At 59.5% G+C, this 15,792-nt stretch carries 18 protein-coding genes and 2 pseudogenes; 3 read left to right on the top strand and 17 right to left on the bottom strand.

Annotated elements, in window-relative coordinates:
• Positions 1-26: 26 nt before the first annotated feature.
• Positions 27-287 carry a hypothetical protein gene (locus tag AC4D14_RS15380; protein ID WP_490903526.1) on the bottom strand — a complete coding sequence of 87 codons (261 nt, stop codon included), beginning with the start codon at positions 285-287 and terminating at the stop codon, positions 27-29.
• Positions 288-463: 176 nt separating this feature from the next.
• Here AC4D14_RS15380 and AC4D14_RS15385 point away from each other — a divergent pair, with 176 nt between their 5' ends.
• A complete protein-coding gene (locus AC4D14_RS15385) occupies positions 464-919 on the top strand; it encodes a GNAT family N-acetyltransferase (protein ID WP_490903527.1) in 456 nt (151 codons plus the stop codon).
• A 230-nt stretch (positions 920-1,149) separates the two neighbouring features.
• Here the strand turns inward: AC4D14_RS15385 and AC4D14_RS15390 are convergent, their stop codons facing one another.
• Both AC4D14_RS15390 and ppk2 read right to left on the bottom strand, forming a co-directional pair.
• Entirely contained in the window at positions 1,150-1,860 is a 711-nt protein-coding gene (locus tag AC4D14_RS15390; RefSeq protein WP_490903528.1) for a hypothetical protein, read from the bottom strand.
• Between the two features lie 400 nt (positions 1,861-2,260).
• Positions 2,261-3,133 (bottom strand): polyphosphate kinase 2, encoded by an 873-nt coding sequence (ppk2, locus tag AC4D14_RS15395; protein WP_490903529.1) that lies wholly within the window; start codon positions 3,131-3,133, stop codon positions 2,261-2,263.
• A 450-nt stretch (positions 3,134-3,583) separates the two neighbouring features.
• Here ppk2 and AC4D14_RS15400 point away from each other — a divergent pair, with 450 nt between their 5' ends.
• Positions 3,584-3,811, top strand: coding sequence for a hypothetical protein (locus AC4D14_RS15400; protein ID WP_490903530.1), 228 nt, complete (start codon positions 3,584-3,586; stop codon positions 3,809-3,811).
• Between the two features lie 100 nt (positions 3,812-3,911).
• Complete coding sequence (locus AC4D14_RS15405) at positions 3,912-4,385, top strand: hypothetical protein (RefSeq protein WP_490903531.1); 474 nt, start codon at positions 3,912-3,914, stop codon at positions 4,383-4,385.
• A 385-nt stretch (positions 4,386-4,770) separates the two neighbouring features.
• Here AC4D14_RS15405 and AC4D14_RS15410 read toward each other — a convergent pair whose 3' ends face one another.
• The 14 genes and pseudogenes from AC4D14_RS15410 to AC4D14_RS15475 all read right to left on the bottom strand — a co-directional run bounded on the left by AC4D14_RS15410 (position 4,771) and on the right by AC4D14_RS15475 (position 15,324).
• The gene (locus AC4D14_RS15410) at positions 4,771-4,956 is read right to left on the bottom strand and encodes a hypothetical protein (protein WP_490903532.1); all 186 of its coding nucleotides are present in this window, start codon (positions 4,954-4,956) and stop codon (positions 4,771-4,773) included.
• Positions 4,957-5,036: 80 nt separating this feature from the next.
• Positions 5,037-5,174 (bottom strand): hypothetical protein, encoded by a 138-nt coding sequence (locus tag AC4D14_RS15415; protein ID WP_490903533.1) that lies wholly within the window; start codon positions 5,172-5,174, stop codon positions 5,037-5,039.
• Between the two features lie 150 nt (positions 5,175-5,324).
• Positions 5,325-5,561: a hypothetical protein gene (locus tag AC4D14_RS15420; protein ID WP_490903534.1), complete on the bottom strand. Its 237-nt coding sequence runs from the start codon at positions 5,559-5,561 to the stop codon at positions 5,325-5,327.
• A 677-nt stretch (positions 5,562-6,238) separates the two neighbouring features.
• Positions 6,239-6,400 (bottom strand): annotated as a pseudogene (locus AC4D14_RS15425) (RHS repeat-associated core domain-containing protein); the annotation flags it as partial.
• A gap of 1,636 nt (positions 6,401-8,036) precedes the next feature.
• The gene (locus tag AC4D14_RS15430) at positions 8,037-8,240 is read right to left on the bottom strand and encodes a hypothetical protein (protein ID WP_490903535.1); all 204 of its coding nucleotides are present in this window, start codon (positions 8,238-8,240) and stop codon (positions 8,037-8,039) included.
• Positions 8,241-8,401: 161 nt separating this feature from the next.
• The gene (locus AC4D14_RS15435) at positions 8,402-8,593 is read right to left on the bottom strand and encodes a hypothetical protein (RefSeq protein WP_490903536.1); all 192 of its coding nucleotides are present in this window, start codon (positions 8,591-8,593) and stop codon (positions 8,402-8,404) included.
• 708 nt (positions 8,594-9,301) lie between these two features.
• On the bottom strand, positions 9,302-9,769 hold the full coding sequence (locus tag AC4D14_RS15440; RefSeq protein ID WP_490903537.1) for a hypothetical protein: 468 nt from the start codon (positions 9,767-9,769) through the stop codon (positions 9,302-9,304).
• A gap of 623 nt (positions 9,770-10,392) precedes the next feature.
• Complete coding sequence (locus AC4D14_RS15445; protein WP_490903538.1) at positions 10,393-10,755, bottom strand: hypothetical protein; 363 nt, start codon at positions 10,753-10,755, stop codon at positions 10,393-10,395.
• A complete protein-coding gene (locus tag AC4D14_RS15450; RefSeq protein WP_490903539.1) occupies positions 10,752-10,928 on the bottom strand; it encodes a hypothetical protein in 177 nt (58 codons plus the stop codon). The genes AC4D14_RS15445 and AC4D14_RS15450 overlap by 4 nt, the downstream gene beginning before the upstream one ends.
• 61 nt (positions 10,929-10,989) lie before the next feature.
• Positions 10,990-11,115 (bottom strand): hypothetical protein, encoded by a 126-nt coding sequence (locus AC4D14_RS15455; RefSeq protein WP_490903540.1) that lies wholly within the window; start codon positions 11,113-11,115, stop codon positions 10,990-10,992.
• A gap of 685 nt (positions 11,116-11,800) precedes the next feature.
• Positions 11,801-11,914 (bottom strand): annotated as a pseudogene (locus AC4D14_RS15460) (RHS repeat-associated core domain-containing protein); the annotation flags it as partial.
• Positions 11,915-12,192: 278 nt separating this feature from the next.
• Positions 12,193-12,390 (bottom strand): hypothetical protein, encoded by a 198-nt coding sequence (locus AC4D14_RS15465; protein ID WP_490903541.1) that lies wholly within the window; start codon positions 12,388-12,390, stop codon positions 12,193-12,195.
• A 452-nt stretch (positions 12,391-12,842) separates the two neighbouring features.
• Complete coding sequence (locus AC4D14_RS15470) at positions 12,843-12,980, bottom strand: hypothetical protein (RefSeq protein ID WP_490903533.1); 138 nt, start codon at positions 12,978-12,980, stop codon at positions 12,843-12,845.
• A 1,909-nt stretch (positions 12,981-14,889) separates the two neighbouring features.
• Positions 14,890-15,324, bottom strand: a complete 435-nt coding sequence (locus AC4D14_RS15475) for an RHS repeat-associated core domain-containing protein (RefSeq protein WP_490903542.1) — start codon at positions 15,322-15,324, stop codon at positions 14,890-14,892.
• Between the last annotated feature and the right edge of the window lie 468 nt (positions 15,325-15,792).

The following is a 15,792-nucleotide window of genomic DNA, read 5'->3' on the forward strand; positions in this document are numbered from 1 at the left end:
TGTCAGCTCGGTCAGGGCCTCGATCCTCATATCGGCGAGGTCGACTTCCGGGCGTTGGGCGTGGATGTGTCCCCATGGGCCGCGGCGGAGGATGCGACGAAGTCCGCATCGAAGCCCGCTTCTCGCAGCTGCGTTTCAACCCGGGTGGGCTGGTTGCCGGCGATCCCGACCACGAGGCCGGCGTCGCTGGCCGCCCGTAAACAGGTGAGCGCATCGGGGTAGAGGTCTGCTTGCTCAATTCCTTGAGAATCCGCAGCACGCCTGATTCGTCCAGGCGCGGGACTCATCGAAAAAGGGTTTCCCCCACGTCGAACACCACTGCGCGGACTCCGGCGGGGATCCTGGTTTCTGGCATAGAGCGATCATCCCATCACGCCGGCACGATCCGAACGCCCGGTTTCGAACCGGAAGCTGGAAAGCTGGACTAACGGGCGGGGACATCGCTCATGAGTAGGATCAGCAGATGCTCATACGCCGGGCCAATCCAGACGACGTGGAAGACGTGTGCGACATCAGTACTGCCAGTGGCCTGGGAAACTGGGGTGCGGACATGCTCACGTCAACGCCTGAGCGGCTCGTGGTCGTCGCCGAAGTTGAAGGCATTCTTGTCGGCATCGCGAAAACGCACTTCCACGCAATTCCTGACGATGATGCCCCTGCCGGCCATTACCTAGGAGGTGTACTGGTCGATCCCTCCCACAGGCGTCAGGGCGTGGCATCAGCACTAACCCGTGTCCGACTGGAGTGGATTTGGTCCCGTCCCGAGAGCGCTTACTACTTCGCGAACGAGCACAACGCGGCGTCCATACGCATGCACGAGACCTTCGGCTTCCGTCCCCTTGGTCGCTTTTCGGTCATTCATGGCGTCACGGCCGACAACGGACACTCAGTGCTCGTCCTCTTCGAGGCGTCCCGCTGAGGGGCCCTTTGCCCCCTGCACACAAAAGGGCAGGCGCGCATGCGGGACATTCCAGCAGAATTGTGAACGAGGCACAGTACCTCGGGGGTCTGTTCTCACCCGTCATTGGCCAAATGCGCGCAACAACGAAAGACCCCGGAGTGATATTGGAGCACCAAGTCAGAGAGGGCAGAGAGCTCTCTCGGCGCTGACCCGCGGGTGCTCGACTTGCTGGAACAGAACGGCGTCGCCTACGTTATCCACCTGCCATGACTCATTATTTGAATCTGTCCCAAGCCCAGGCCGCGGCCGCCTTCCAGGAGTTCCTTGACGAACGCGGTGCAGCGCTGGAGCGCCTGCGGGATGTCCTGACCGCCGAGGGACGGGATCCCGGCTCCCTGCTCGACGAGACGGTGGAAAGCCTGATCCCCCTGTGGCGGTGGATCCTCGCCCGTCTCACCGGGCCCACTTCCCCCGGCGCCACAGATCCGGCGTCGGTGCCGCGGGAAGCCTGGCCGTCGTGGGAGCGGTACACCATGGAGGAAGAACGCGTCCTGTCGTTTGAATCTCTGGTCCTGCTGGACGGGCTGGTGTCCTACCTCGCCGTCGTGATCCGCGGCCATGCACTCTCTGCGCGGTGGGATACCGCCCGCCACCGGGTCAAACGCTACGCCTACAACAACCACCCGGTCCTGGTCAGCGGCACCGGTGAAAACCACAACTTCCTGCCCGAGATTCCCGCGTCGGCAGCGCGCGCCCTGCTCCTCGGGCTGCGTGAAGTGCCGGTGGACAGGATCGAGCGCTACGCACGCACCACCATCGACGAGTTGAACGCCGGGGACAGCGGCGCGGAGGAGGATCCGGCGGGCGCGGATGAACCGCTCGTCGAGGTGGAGGACCTGGGGGAGGATGCAGTGCGGGGGCGTGAACTTGAGGTGTCGTTGCGGGAGGACATCGCCCACGAGCACTCCCGGGTGGTGGACCGGCTCGTCAAGACCCTAGCCAAGGACGACGGGATCACCGGCGTCGTCCGGGAAGACCGCGAAGTACTCCTCGTCGCCACCCCCCCGACTGGACCACCGCACAACTCCGGGAATGGATCATCGGCTACCTCCAAGACAACATTCACGACTAGAACCGTGGCACCACTGGCCCCCGCTTCAGTCGAGTTGCAACGTGACGTAGTACACCACATACCCACTGCAGGGTCAGCCGTCGCGGTGGAGGATCCACCAACATGGGAGCGGCCGGAGAGAAGACCGACTAGAAGCGAGAAGAGGCACCTCGTTGAAAGACTTCCCACGCAGCTCCCCATGCGGGCTGGGGCATCTCCCTCGCCGCAGCAGTCAACGATTGATCCACTCAGCGGGACTTATGCTGGGCGGATTCCTTTTTCTTGCCCTTCGGCGCTTTTTCCGACTTTTCGATCTCGTAATGCTGGGGCACGAACCGCTGGCGGTCCATCGGTGGTCGCTTGTAGATGCGGTTCTGGCGCTCGGGTAACTCGATGTCCGGCAACTCCGGCTGCTCGTAAGGCAACAGCGACAGCAGGTGGGCCATCAGATTGAGCCGGGCCTCCTTTTTGTTGTCGGCGTCCACCACCCACCACGGGCTGCGCTCGGTGTCACTGAACTCAAACATCTTGTCCTTGGCCTCGGCGTAGTCAACCCAGCGCGCCTGCGCCTCAAGGTCCATGGGGCTCAGCTTCCAACGCTTAGCCGGGTTATCGATGCGGCTCTGGAATCGACGGCGCTGCTCGGAGTCGGAAAGGCTCAACCAGTACTTCACCAGGACGATCCCATCGGAGATCAGTGCCTCCTCGAGCATGGGCACCGTGTCAGCGAATTGGGCATACTGTTCGTCAGTGCAGAAGCCCATCACCCGCTCCACCCCGGCCCGGTTGTACCAGGACCGGTCGAACAGCACCATTTCGCCGGCCGCCGGCAGATGGGCAATGTAGCGCTGAAAGTACCACTGCGAACGCTCGCGCTCCGTCGGCGCCGGGAGTGCAACAACCCGGCAGGAGCGCGGGTTGAGCGCACCGCTGATGCGTTGGATCGTTCCGCCCTTACCGGCTGTGTCGCGTCCTTCGAAAATAACGACCAGCCGCGTCCCGGTTTTGCGCACCCACTCCTGCAAGGCGACCAGTTCCTCCTGCAACCGCAGGAGTTCCTTTTCGTAGTCCTTCTTGGATAGGACCTGGGAGCTTGCCTCATCGGGCGTTTTCTTGACCACACCTCATATCCTGCCCCAGGCCGGAGCATTCGGGGAGGTGCTTCCCCTGTCCAGGCCAAAGGACCGCAAGAATTGACATTCTCCGGGAACCCTTGGCGCAGATTCTCGAAGCTTCTCGCACCTAATATTCATGCACCGCATGGCCCCAGTTCGAGAAGCCGTGCACGCCTTCCAACAGGGGACCGGCACTTCGGGGAGTGGGCGGACCTCAACAGGGACTGCCAAAACTTCCGCTCCGAGGTACTGATGCTGGAAAGCAAGTTGCTGTCGGCTACACCTCGGCCAAGCAGTGCGCCGTGGCCCGGGGCCGGTGGGTGACGACCTAGGACACCAAGATCCACACCTTGGCCACGCCGGTGCAGATCGACCATCTGGTCCCGGTGCATCAAGCCCGGGGGGTCCGGTGCCCGCTCCTGGACGCAGGCACGCCGGGTCGCGTTCCACAACGACATGGGCGACGGCAGGTCCTTCAACGCGCAGACAAACGCACTGAACCAGGCGAAGTCGGCGTGCGGCCCGGAAAAGTGGCTGCCGCCGGCCATCCGCTGCTACTACATCGCCCAGAGGGTGGCGGTAAGGATCCGGTGGAGTATGAAGGTCGACACCAGCGAACGGGCCGCGCTCATCCGCTGGGCCGACGCCTGCGCCGATGTCCCAATCAAAATCACTCGAGCCTAGACACGAGACAGCGAATTCCTGCACAAGCCCCCTAGAAAGGTGGAGGTCATGGGACAGCCGCGGGCCGGCAACCCGGGAGTCCCCCTATGCTGCGTCCTCCATGGCCACGACCTCGTTCAGGATCGCGTACAAGGGTGCTCAGACGTCAATCAAGGCGACCGAGCAGCCGCTTCAGCGCTCCGGGGCGACCCTGTGGATCCTCAAGGGCGGCAGCCACAGCTACATCGACTTCGAGGCGATCCCGGAGCACATCGGAGGCCTCTCCAGCGGCGAACGGCGGTTCCTGCTACTGGCCGCTTCGATCGGCGGCGTACCGGAGGTGAGCCTCTCGGAGGTGATGCCGAGTCTGGACCGGGAGCTGCTTGAGCTGGTCCTGGCGGCGATCGCCCATGCCGCCGGCAGCCACGAGCAGTCCGGTCTCTGCGAAAAACACCGACGGCACCATGTCCCTGACCAGGCACACGTCACTGTTCCCCTGGCCCAAGGCCTAGGGCTGGTTCAGCTCCCCGCCGGACTCTGCGACGCTCCTTCGTCGACGCGACCGCTCAACCACGATTACGGTACCGGCGCCTAAGGCAAGAAGGAGCGGTATTACGAAGAGGAGCGCTGGGTTGGTGTGTAAAGCGCCGGAGGCACCGAGCGCGATCATCGCCAGAAGAACGGGAATCATTATCGCAAGCCTAAACTTCATCATCAGCTCCTATGCGCTGTCGAACCGCCAAATGAAGGTGTGCCGATGTTGTTCCTCAGCCTACGTTTACACCGGTTCCACTCGCGGCTTGGTCGATCCTGCCAGACCACCGAAGTCAGCGTGCTCCGGCGGCCAACTCTCCGCCCCATCACTTGACTCCGATCCGGTCACCCAGCCGAGTCATCGAATACAACCATGGTGCCTAGATCGGGGGCGCCGCGGAGCCAACGGCCGGGAGTAGACTCCGGATCGCTGCGGGAGCTGGATTCTAGCTGGTGGCCAGATACAGGAATGGCGAGATGAACAGCCCCGTCCCAAGAAGCAGGATCATCATCCGGAACTTTCGTTCCTGGCCGAGGGGTTCCCCACTATTCCCAGGATTGCGCATCGCCCAGACGATATTAATCGTCATGGCCAATAAACCGATGAACGCCAGTGCAAATGAGATGTACATGAAGCTCCTATCCGCAAGAGAAGAACGCGAAGACACGGACACTGCCGCTGAGGCTCAAGCCTCCTATCGAATAGTGGGGCTTACTCGGTTCCGTTGTTTCGGACGAGGCGACGTGCGTTCACCGCTGCCGCGACCATGCCGAGCGAGAGAAGCATCAGGAGTATTCCTCGTGCCACTTCACCGGAGATTAGTACGACTGTCGAGAAGAAGACCATCACGCCAGCTACTCACGGACCTATTCGGGCAGCAAATCGCTGGGTCGGCGAGACCGAGCGCGGCCGGGAGGGAACCCTTCTCCTCGGGCTCAGATTCCTCCTTCAGACAGGTCCAAAATGGGTTCAAGGCCTCAGGGCCCAAGCCTTGGCGCTTCATGCGAACATCCCTAGCAATAAAGCGCGCAGGTCCGCTTCATGCTCCTCGGTCAAGGACTTGCGGAAGGCGAACCCACCCATGGCGGCGATCTGGCCCTGTAGATTCAGCTTCAACCGCAGCCTCTCCTTGCTCGTGAGGGGAAGTGGGATGTCCTGAACCACTCCTTCCTCAACACGCCTCACTGGCTGGCTATGCAGACTACCCTGCTCTTCGATTCGGGCCGTGGTTTGCATCCCCCGAGTCTGATCCACTTGAGTCGAAGTCGAACCATAGCAAGCAAAAGCCGAAAGTGACGCCAGAGAGAATCCATCCAAGGAATCCGATACTGAAGCCCACGAGCGGGATCAACGCTAAGCCCGCAACAGGGAGCAACGCCAACACGACTTTCTTCCACGTTTTACTGGTTCTTTTGAATACGGTAGATCTCCTGAGCCCAAGCATCACGGCGAACATAAGGGAAAGAGTGATCAACCCGAGTGAGCCCAAGTCGACCCGTCTGGCTTCTTCAGGGGAGCCGGGGGCCAGCCTCGGAAGGAGTACTAGGACTGCAGACGTGAGCGAAGCCAGCGCGATTAAGAAGGCGATACGACGTCTATACGTCATTGAAGACTCCTCGGAAACAGGCGGGCGGGGGCTGAATGGCCCACGCCCGCTCCAACATTCATTACCAGAATGTCGGAGACGACAAGTAGTTACAGCCAAGACTTCCGAACCAACTACTAATACCGGTGGCCGTCGCTACCTTCGCCAATCCTCTCCATTCAACTCTCGTGGCACCGGCCATCAGACTACGAGCGCCGAGGACAGGAGTTGCCCAGAACGCGAGCGTCTCCAGCCGACATGCGAAATTGTTGTCAGGATGGTTCGAGAAGTCAGAACCGCCCGATGCCCAATTATCGCTGTATGCGCCTCAGTCGCAGCTGTTGTTGAACTGGCAGGTAGCAAGGCCTGAGGCGTCCGTGTTGTTCACCGGGTTGTTCATTGGGTAGCTGTAGTGGGGGTCCTGGCCGGAGGGGTCGAGCTGGGTGAAGCGGCCCCGGACAGGGTCGTAGTAGCGGGCTCCCATTTGTAGAGCCCGGTGGCGTTGTTGTACTGGCCGCCGACGAAGCGGAAGGCGTTGGCCGGAGTCGTCCCTTTGATGCTTCCGCCGGTCCTACCTCTCCCGGCTGGGCAATCTGCTGCTCAGGAAAATGTTGATCGCCCACAGTATGAGAGCTAAGCCCAAGAGGGCAGCCACTTTCAGGGGCGTCCCACCTTCCACCCAGGCGATAAGCCCGATTGCCACCGCGCAGAACGAACCGAACCGTAAACCGTACTGGGCGGACCAGACCCAATGCTCGCGGTTTTGGGGGCTAGTCATAGCCCTGCACATCCTAGCGAGGCGGCAAGCCCCGGTACTCGCCGCAAAGAACCTGGACGACACCACGTCGCTGATCAGGCACTCGACCCTGTTCCCGTGGCAAGGCCCAGCCGTCACACAGCAGCTTGTCGGCTCTCACCACATGGCTCGAAGTGTCCCGTCGGCGCTGTCCCTGGGACTGCAGGCCACTGGGCAACAAGCGACGAGAGGTGAGCCGGCCCGAGAGCCAAGCCAATCTACAACCTGTCCAGCACTCAATTGCTACGTGTCGGTCGGCAGCCCAGCCCTCTCCCTCCTGCGCTTCCGGTGACCACGAAGGACGAACCAGGCCATGCAGAGATATAGGACAGTTCCAACTAGAACCCCGGGCAAAAACCCAAACAATTCGTAGACAACCCATCCCACTGGCGGAGGGAAAGTCAACAAGATCAATCTCCATGTACTGAGTTCACGTCCAGTGATGTTCAGTGACTCCGACTGGCGCCGGAGGTGCTGTGAGATCGTCCCTGGCGGCTGGCATGCACCGCGTTGCGTTTTTTTCATCGCGGAGCCTCCACGGACCCGCCAACATTTGAAGTGCGGTCCTTGTTTGCTCGATCAGTGATCAAATGTTCTGTTCCGATCGTTCGCCGGCTACCGATTGAGTTCCGCATCGATGTACCAACCCATCCTGTCGTGTGCATGCACCTCGCCCGAGGTGCATGCCTCTTCCGGCTTGGCACAAATGGTCATACCTGCTGGAACCTTCTGAGGGAGTATCAGCCGTGGGAAACCGTTATTCCGCTGGTAATCAGTTGGAGAGCTTTTTTTGTTTCTATCGCCTTATCTTAAGGATGAGTGCGGTTATCGGGATGAACGTAACCGCCACCATTACGAATCCCCATACTGTGTCACCTGAGGTGAAGGAGGTAATTGTAATGATGCCGAGGATGACTGCACCGATTACGCTCATTACTATCCCAGCACGATCAGTTTGGGACCAGTGCAGGTCTCTCTTTTCGTTGGAATCCCGGTTAACCATCTTCGTTGCGTTCCTCCTCGGCCGCCATGCCGGCCCTCATAGTCCCAAGAAAGAGACCGGCAGCCTCAATTGCAAGAGACGCGGCCCACAGTCCGGTGTAGAACGCTCAGAGTTGCGAGCCTGCAGTGATGGTACCGCCTGCCGAGGCACCTGCGACGAGCGATGCCATTCCGATGCACTCAGCAGTGGCCAGCCCGCTGGGCCCCAAAACCACAATCCCGATCAAGATCATGAGGATGAGGCCGATCAATCCAGGCACAAGCCCTTGCGACCGATACTGCGTCGGCTTCTCCCTCCCGCTTCTCGATGGCGTCGCGGAGTCATTGATCATAAGCGAACTCCTGTCTCATAGGCATGGATCACGATGGCTGCGAAACACACCGGCAAGATGAGGGTCGCTATCTGAAGGGCCCGGCGTGCGTCATTTTGTCGTCCCTGGCGATTCGCTTTGGCGTATCTGAATAAGAAGGTGAATCCGGCGATGACCGCAACGATTGATACGGTCAGTGCGGCTGCTGCAGTGGTGCTCATGCAGGCCTCCTAGTCAATGGCATTGTCGCCCAATCGTGAGATGCCTGCGCCGAGAAGGAAAGAGCCGGCGCCTATTGCGCACCCGCCGACATAGTCTCCATCGCGACGATCACCAGCAGTGCCGAATTCATGCATGATTCCCGCAATCACCGACGCGAGAATCAGGAGTCTTCATCCGTGACCCGGTTCTTTCGGCCGTTGATCAAATCCTGCAGATTCGCCTCATTTTGCCTTGCGCGTTCGCTCCCCCATCGCACTGCGTACTGGCCGCCGAGCATGATGGCGATGACCGTGACAGCCCCGCCGACTAGCCCGTAATCTCGCGACAACAACCAGACAAAGATGCCAATCATGACCAGAAATCCTATGCTGATAAGCAATCTCTTGATTTTGCTACCTCCTCTGCTGTTGACGTCATCGACGCAATTCGATCGAGATAAACGCCGCGGGCTCCTGCCCCGGCTCCCGATATTGCGCCCATTGCAAAGCCAGTTAGAGCGGCCTCGTTGATCCCGTTTTCGCTCCTGCCGTCGATCCTAGCGCCAGCTGCGCGGTCGGTTTGATCAGGCATCAGCCATCAGCACTCCTTTTCGTCCCAGACCTTGGCACTGCCTGCGCCCAGATCCGCGCCGAGTTCGTACGCTCCGACACCAGCACCGATGACTCCACCCATGCTGCCGCCAACCGGCTCGTTTCTAAGCGAGTACCTCGAAACACCCAGTTACGGACGAAAGAGTCTCTGCGGTGCTGCCGTGCTGCAGGGCCGCGGCTCGGGAAGCGAAAGCTAGAGCAATGCTCGAAACGCCAGCACTACACCAAGAACGATGCAGAAGCCTCCAAATAGCCAAACTCCTCGGGCAATGAGCCGCTCCGCAGTCTGCGCCCGATTTTTCATAAAGGGGTAATCAGTGAAAAGCCTCAGCATAGCTTTCCTGTAGGGCCGCCTCAGAACGATCAGGACCACTCCAAATACGGCAATCACGACGCCGGCCATAAGCACTTCCCCCTGCGTTGAAGGACATAGCGGAGCTCCAGTGCAATGACGATCCCCATCAGGCTGGTCAAGCGAAGACCTGCAAAATGGTCACGATGCCGGCCCAGGCGAGCATCAGGGCCACGCCGAAGATGACTCGCGAGAGCACCCAGCAGCGCTCGGACGGCCGCAGGGAGCGGTAGAGCACCGGGATGCCGCACCGCGTCAGAGGCCGTGCCACGGTTTCCTTGGCGCGGATAGCCCACACTGCCACGGCGATCATGATTAGCCCGGCCCACCAGTAGGTTTTGGGGTTGGGCAGCACCGCGGACAGGGATCCCCCGAAGACACCCAACAGGGCGATCGGTAGACCGAGGCTGAGGACGGCGCAGGCAGCCAGACGGCTTTTCGCGAATTCGAGGTCCTGTGAGCTTCGCTTCATCAGCCCGGTCATCGATCCCGCAAGCCGCGCCCAGGGGGAGGCGAGGAAAAACAATGCGAGTCCCAGACAGCAAATCCACAACCCCAGGACGACGGTCCCGGCTGAATCCGACATAGCCCCCACCTCCTTCGAATTTTCGCGGACACCGGCCGAGGCCTCATGGATCTAGTCCCTACCAATCACTTCGGCTCTGATCCGTGCCGCTTCCTCCGTAGGGCGAGTGTAACGATAGTGCCTAAAAGCACCGATACCAGCAAGGTGAATATCGCTGCTGCTGGGAGACCGAAGTGATCACTCATAAGCCGAAAAATCGCGGCAAGAACAGCCGGTGCTACTAAAGCGAGTAGCACAATTGGAACCTTCATCCTCTGAGAAGCTGCCCCGTCTGATGGTTCCGGAACGATCCCTGGGGGCTTTGATCTATCGCTGAACATCCAACCACTCACCTGTCGTTTCCTCTGTAGGGCAACCTCACTCAAGGGGCATCCGAATGCTCCTTGCCGTACGCCGTCTATGGCGCCGCGCGTCGCAGCCGTTGATGCTTCCGCAGGTCCTACCGCTTCCGGCTGGGCAGTCTCCTGGTCAGGTAAATAGAGATCACCCACAAAACCAGAGCCCAACCCAAGAGGGAAGCCACTTTCAGCGCCGTCCCACCTTCCATCGAAGCGATCAGTCCTATTGCAAGCGACCCTAACGACCCCAACCGCAAACCGTACCGCGCGGACCGGATCCAATACTCACAATTCATCTGGGGCTTCGCTCCGTGATCTGTCATCGGGTGCTTCCGCACGCCGGCGGGTCAGAAGCGATTGGATGAGCCAGGAGATGAGTAGGGAGATCACTGGAGGCCAGAAGCCGTGCACTCTGGTCATCACGGCACACGCCACTGCAAACGCAACCGCCGTCACGTTGAGCAAGATTTCATCGTCCCTACCCTTCAGCCTCGCCGTGAGGATTCCTACACCAACCCCCACCACGATGTAGATCAGGTACTCGATTACCATCTCCCCTCCTTTTCCAGCTACAGCTTCACGCACCAGTAGACAGCTACTGCTAATGAACTCGTTGCCGGGCGGCACCCAAACGAGCTGACCGCTCATTCCATCAGTGGGTCAGCGACGAGTAAAGCTCCGGCCAGGGCGAACAGAATTCCTCCGACGATGATCACCCGCTGGAGGACCGGGAGCACCGTTTTGGGGTCACCCCGGAAAACCCGAACCGCGATCAGCAAGGCAATCTGGGACTCGGCAAGGGAACCCCTCAAAAGGATCATGGCGATCCCGGCCTAGGCGACGACGCCCGGCAGGTAGGCGGGATAGCTGAGCATAGCGGACCTAGAGTCCGTCGATGACGAAGACAACACCGACCACGAAAACCATCACGCCATAGACGAGGTACATCATTCTTTGGCGTTTGATGAAAGCGGTGCGGTCCTTACCCGGCGAGATTTGCTTGATCACCCTGTCTCCGGTCCTGAACATTTTATTTTGGGCTAGGAAGGCCAGCGCCCCGAGCGTAATCATTGCTAGACCAAAAATCAGGTGCTCAGACAAATCCCACTCACCTAACCGATCGGGCCATAAGAGTTATGCATGAGGGAGCAGCCGCCGCCGTGCCCCAGCCCGACCCCGCTCTCTTTATGGGTAATGATTCGGCGTTGCTTGGGTGACTTCACCGTTCCTCGCTCGCGCAGTGAGGAACGGCGCGCCGATAGTACATCAGAGAACACGCCGCTCGAAGGCGCGCGGCGTGTTCTCTGATGTACTATCGCTTTTTTCGAGGCACCATCTGAGATGCCACCCCAAGGAATCCGCAAGCTAGAAGCAGCCAACCAGCCAAACGAAACTCGGCGTCTTCCCCGAAGATCACGATGCCCACTCCGAGAATGAAAATTAGTGCCATAACCAAGGTCAGAGCTTTATTCACCGGGTTTGATCGCATTCTTTCACTGTACTTGCTACGCCGATAACTCCTCCGGCTAGACCTAAACAAGTGCGGCGGCAACGGAAAACCCAACTGGTCCTGTGACCGGAACAGAAGCAGCGGAGATCGCGAAAGCCAGAAGTCCGAGACCAAAGGCTACGGCTGACCAGAAACGGCCGTCACTAACAAGACCGGTGGGGGCTGTCATGTTGCATGGGTTGTTCATGGCGTCGGCGTGGTGGGGGTCCTGGCCTGAGGGTCGAGCTGGGTGAAGCGGCCCAGGACAGGGTCGTAGTAGCGGGCTCCCATCTTGTAGAGCCCGTGGCGTTGTTGTACTGGCCGCCGACGAAGCGGAAGGCGTTGGCCGGAGTCGTCCGCTTGATGCTTCCGCCGGCCCTACCTTTCACGGCTAGGCAATCTGCTGCTCAGGAAAATGTTGATCGCCCAAAATACGAGAGCTAAGCCCAGGAGGGCAGCCACTTTCAAGGGGGTCCCTCCTTCCACCCAGGCGACAAGCCCGATTGCCACCGCGCAGAACGAACCGAACCGTAAACCATGCCGGGCGGACCGGATCCAGTATTCACGATTCTTCTCGGATTTCGCTCTATTACCCGTCATGCAAACCACCTCGACTGGTCGTTGTTGCCTGCCGACCGATTCAGGAGTGTGAACACCACCAGGGTGACGATGGCTACGGCACCCATCAGCCAGATCATCACGGGGATGAAGCTCGGCTGCAGGAACCCTGCGATCCCTAAGGCAAGAATCAAGAGGAGCCCCGTGAAAGCAAAGACAGCCTTGTGGTTTCTCATGGCAAATCCCCAATCCCAGCCGCCCGCTCGACGGCTAGTTGAGAAGACACCGCCATGCGCTTTTACTTTCCTCACGATCGGCTATTCCGACTCATGACGAAACCGATCACGAACATTGGTATACCTATAAGGATCAAGAGGACAACGTTCTCCGTGATCACGCATGTGACAACGAGCGACAACAGGACGACGATCACGATTGCGTAGCTTGCCCTACGTGGCATTGATGGTCGGCCCAAGGAATCTTCCCACTCCCACAGTTATGCTGCCGATGGCGGCGCCGGCGAGGGCACCTTCCAAAACTTCTTCGTCTGGTTTACCTTCCAGCGTGCCTCCTAATGCTCCGCCAAGTACTGCTGCTTCGATCGCACACCCGATTCCAGCCGCGGCTGCACATCCGGCTATCAAGATACTGCCGAGAGCGGCTCCAGCCTCCTATCGAATAGTGGGGCTTATTCGGTTCCGTTGTTTCGGACGAGGCGACGTGCGTTCACCGCTGCCGCGACCATGCCGAGCGAGAGAAGCATCAGGAGTATTCCTCGTGCCACTTCACCGGAGATTAGTACGACTGTCGAGAAGAAGACCATCACGCCAGCTACCCACGGACCTATCCGGGCAGCGAATCTCTGGGTCGGCGAGACCGAGCGTGGTCGGTCTCGATCAGGCATCAGCCATCAGCACTCCTTTTCGTCGTCCCAGACACTGGCGCTGCCTTCGCCCAGGTCCACGCCGAGTCTGCACCCTGCGACACCAGCGGTGAGGTATCGGCGGAGGCTCTCACGCTACCTCTCGCCGGTTCCATTTCCGATGATGTAGACGACAAGCCAGGATGCACCGACAAGCAGTCCGACTGAGCTCAGGGACCAAGCAAGATTCAGAAGGGTTGAGGAATCATTCCCCGACAGTCCTGCTATGCAATACAGCAACACACCTAGGAAGAATAAAACGAAGCCCGACAGTGAGGCGCGTTTAGCGTATTCGAATTTTGATGCGTTGATGACGTCACATCCTTAGCCCTGGGATGGAAACACTGGCCGACCTGTGGTCGAGCACGGCGGCCACCGAGTCCAACTAGCCACCGTCGATACGCCAGCGGCCCGGCCAACGTAGAAAGACCGCCGAGATGGGCCAACAAAGACGAAGAGCTTCGCCCTGACTTTGCCACTGAGCACTACTCCCCCGCCGACTTAGCTGAGTCCAAACTCTTGCTCCTGTCGAGTATGAAAAACAGAATGAACATGGAATTCAGCGCCAAGACCAACCCCGCGAGGTATGGAGAGAAGCCTGCAAGGATAACCACAACGGCAACTGTTGCACATATCGCCGACGCCGTAATTGACAGGTTGAGCGATCGTCTTGAAGCTGACTGGGACTCTCGTTTGAATCTGATGAGATGTGCTATCAGTCGGCAGACGATCACCAAGGCAGCGCACGAAACCGCGAGGAGCGCGACCGTGCTGCTTGATCCGTCCTTCGACGCTGCAATGACGAGAGTTAGCGCAGTGCCGCAAATTACCGAGACGAGAGCCAGGGCGACAACGGTCATCGCTTGCTCTTCCGCTGCTTATCGTCCGCGGTAGTAGGCATTCGTCACCCTTTCATGCTCGAGAGGCGGCCCGGATCCAATACTCACGATTCGCCTCGGGCTTCGCTCCGTGATCTGTCATCGGGTGTTTCCGCACGCCGGCGGGTCAGAAGCGATTGGGTGAGCCAGGAGATGAGTAGGGAGATCACTGGAGGCCAAAAGCCGTGCACTCTGGTCATCACGGCACACGCCACTGCAAACGGTATCCCCGTGAAGTAGAGCAAGATTTCATCGTCTCTACTCTTCAGCCTCTCCGTGAGGATGCCTACACCAACCCCCACCACGATGTAAATCAGGTACTCGATTACCATCTCCCCTCCCCGTTCTAGCTACAGCTTCTCGCACCATCCGGGACTGGCCGCCAATGTAGCAGAAGGCCTTGGCCTGCGCTTCGGTGCCATTGATGCTTCCGCCGGCCCTACCTCTTCCAGCTGGGCAATCTGCTGCTCAGGAAAATGTTGATCGCCCACAATACGAGAGCTAAGCCCAGGAGGGCAGCCACCTTCAGGGGAGTCCCACCTTCCACCCAGGCGATAAGCCCGATCGCCGCCGCGCAGAACGAACCGAACCGTAACCGTGCCGGGCGGACCGGATCCAGTATTCACGATTCTTCTCGGATTTCGCTTTTTTACCCGTCATGCAAACCACCTCGAAAAATTGCAGAGGCTAAGTCCGGCTCTTGGCTTACACGGAAAAGAGGCGTCTACGGTGCTCGCGCCGGAGGTCGGCATGTTATTTACTAATCGCGGTGCGGTGTGCCATTTTTGCGTTTGTGGTAGTACCTCATAAGGAACAAACTCAGGGCAAGGAGAACGACATTTAGGGCCTTTACGAGAACCCCCTCACCAATGAAGACCATTACGATCGAAACGATTGCTAGCAAACCCGGCAAAATTATCACCGAAGGATCCTCCTTATTTACAGCTTACTAGTGTTCCCCAGGTAGACATGCCGAATGAAAGTGCGGCAACGCCAAACCCAATTGGGCCGCCGAACACCGTAGCTCCGATAAGGGTCAACACTGATAAAACCGATCCAGCGTACGAAGAGACGCAACCCCAGCCACCGGAGTCCTCAAAGGCATCCAAGCCGGTCGGATGAACTATGTTGCAGGGGTTGTGCATGGCGTAGGTGTAGTGGGGATCCTGACCGGAGGGGTCCAGCTGGGTGAAACGTCCCATGGCCAGGTCGTAGTAGCGGGCTCCCATCTTGTAGAGGACGGTGGCGTTGTAGTACTGGCCTCCGACGTAGCGGAAGGCGTTGGCCGGAGTCGTCTCGTTGATGCTTCCGCCGGCCCTACCTCTCCCGGCTGGGTAATGGGCCGGGCCGAGAACGGGTTCACCTTGCACCCTGCGTCAGGCCGGCTTCGCAAAAGCCCCGAACAACCGCCCCAGGCGGTGAATCTCCAGCTCCACGCGCACATCGGCCCAAATCGGCCCAACGAACTTCACGTGCGTCCACCCATCCCCACCCCGGGTGACCGTGACGAGGGCTTCGCGGGTCTTCCGACGCCAGAGCGAGCGAATGATGTCACCTTCACTCCGGGTGTCAGCGTAGGGCCCCGACCTCGATGCCTCATCCCACCAAGCTTTCAGCGCCGGCCCACCTCCCCCCGGGGGCAGCCATGCCGGCTCGAGTTTCTCGAGCCCGTCGCGTGATCCTACCCAACTACGTCGCCAATAGGGCATGTTGACTTCCGAACGGGCCGTGGTGACCTCCCGCGGATAACAACAACAGCGGAGGCGACCAGCAGCGGTTCGCCATCCTAGTCAAAGCGGGGAGCCCATCGACCAGGAACATAAGCTCCGGATAGTGAG

Source organism: Arthrobacter sp. TJ-254, assembly GCF_058269175.1.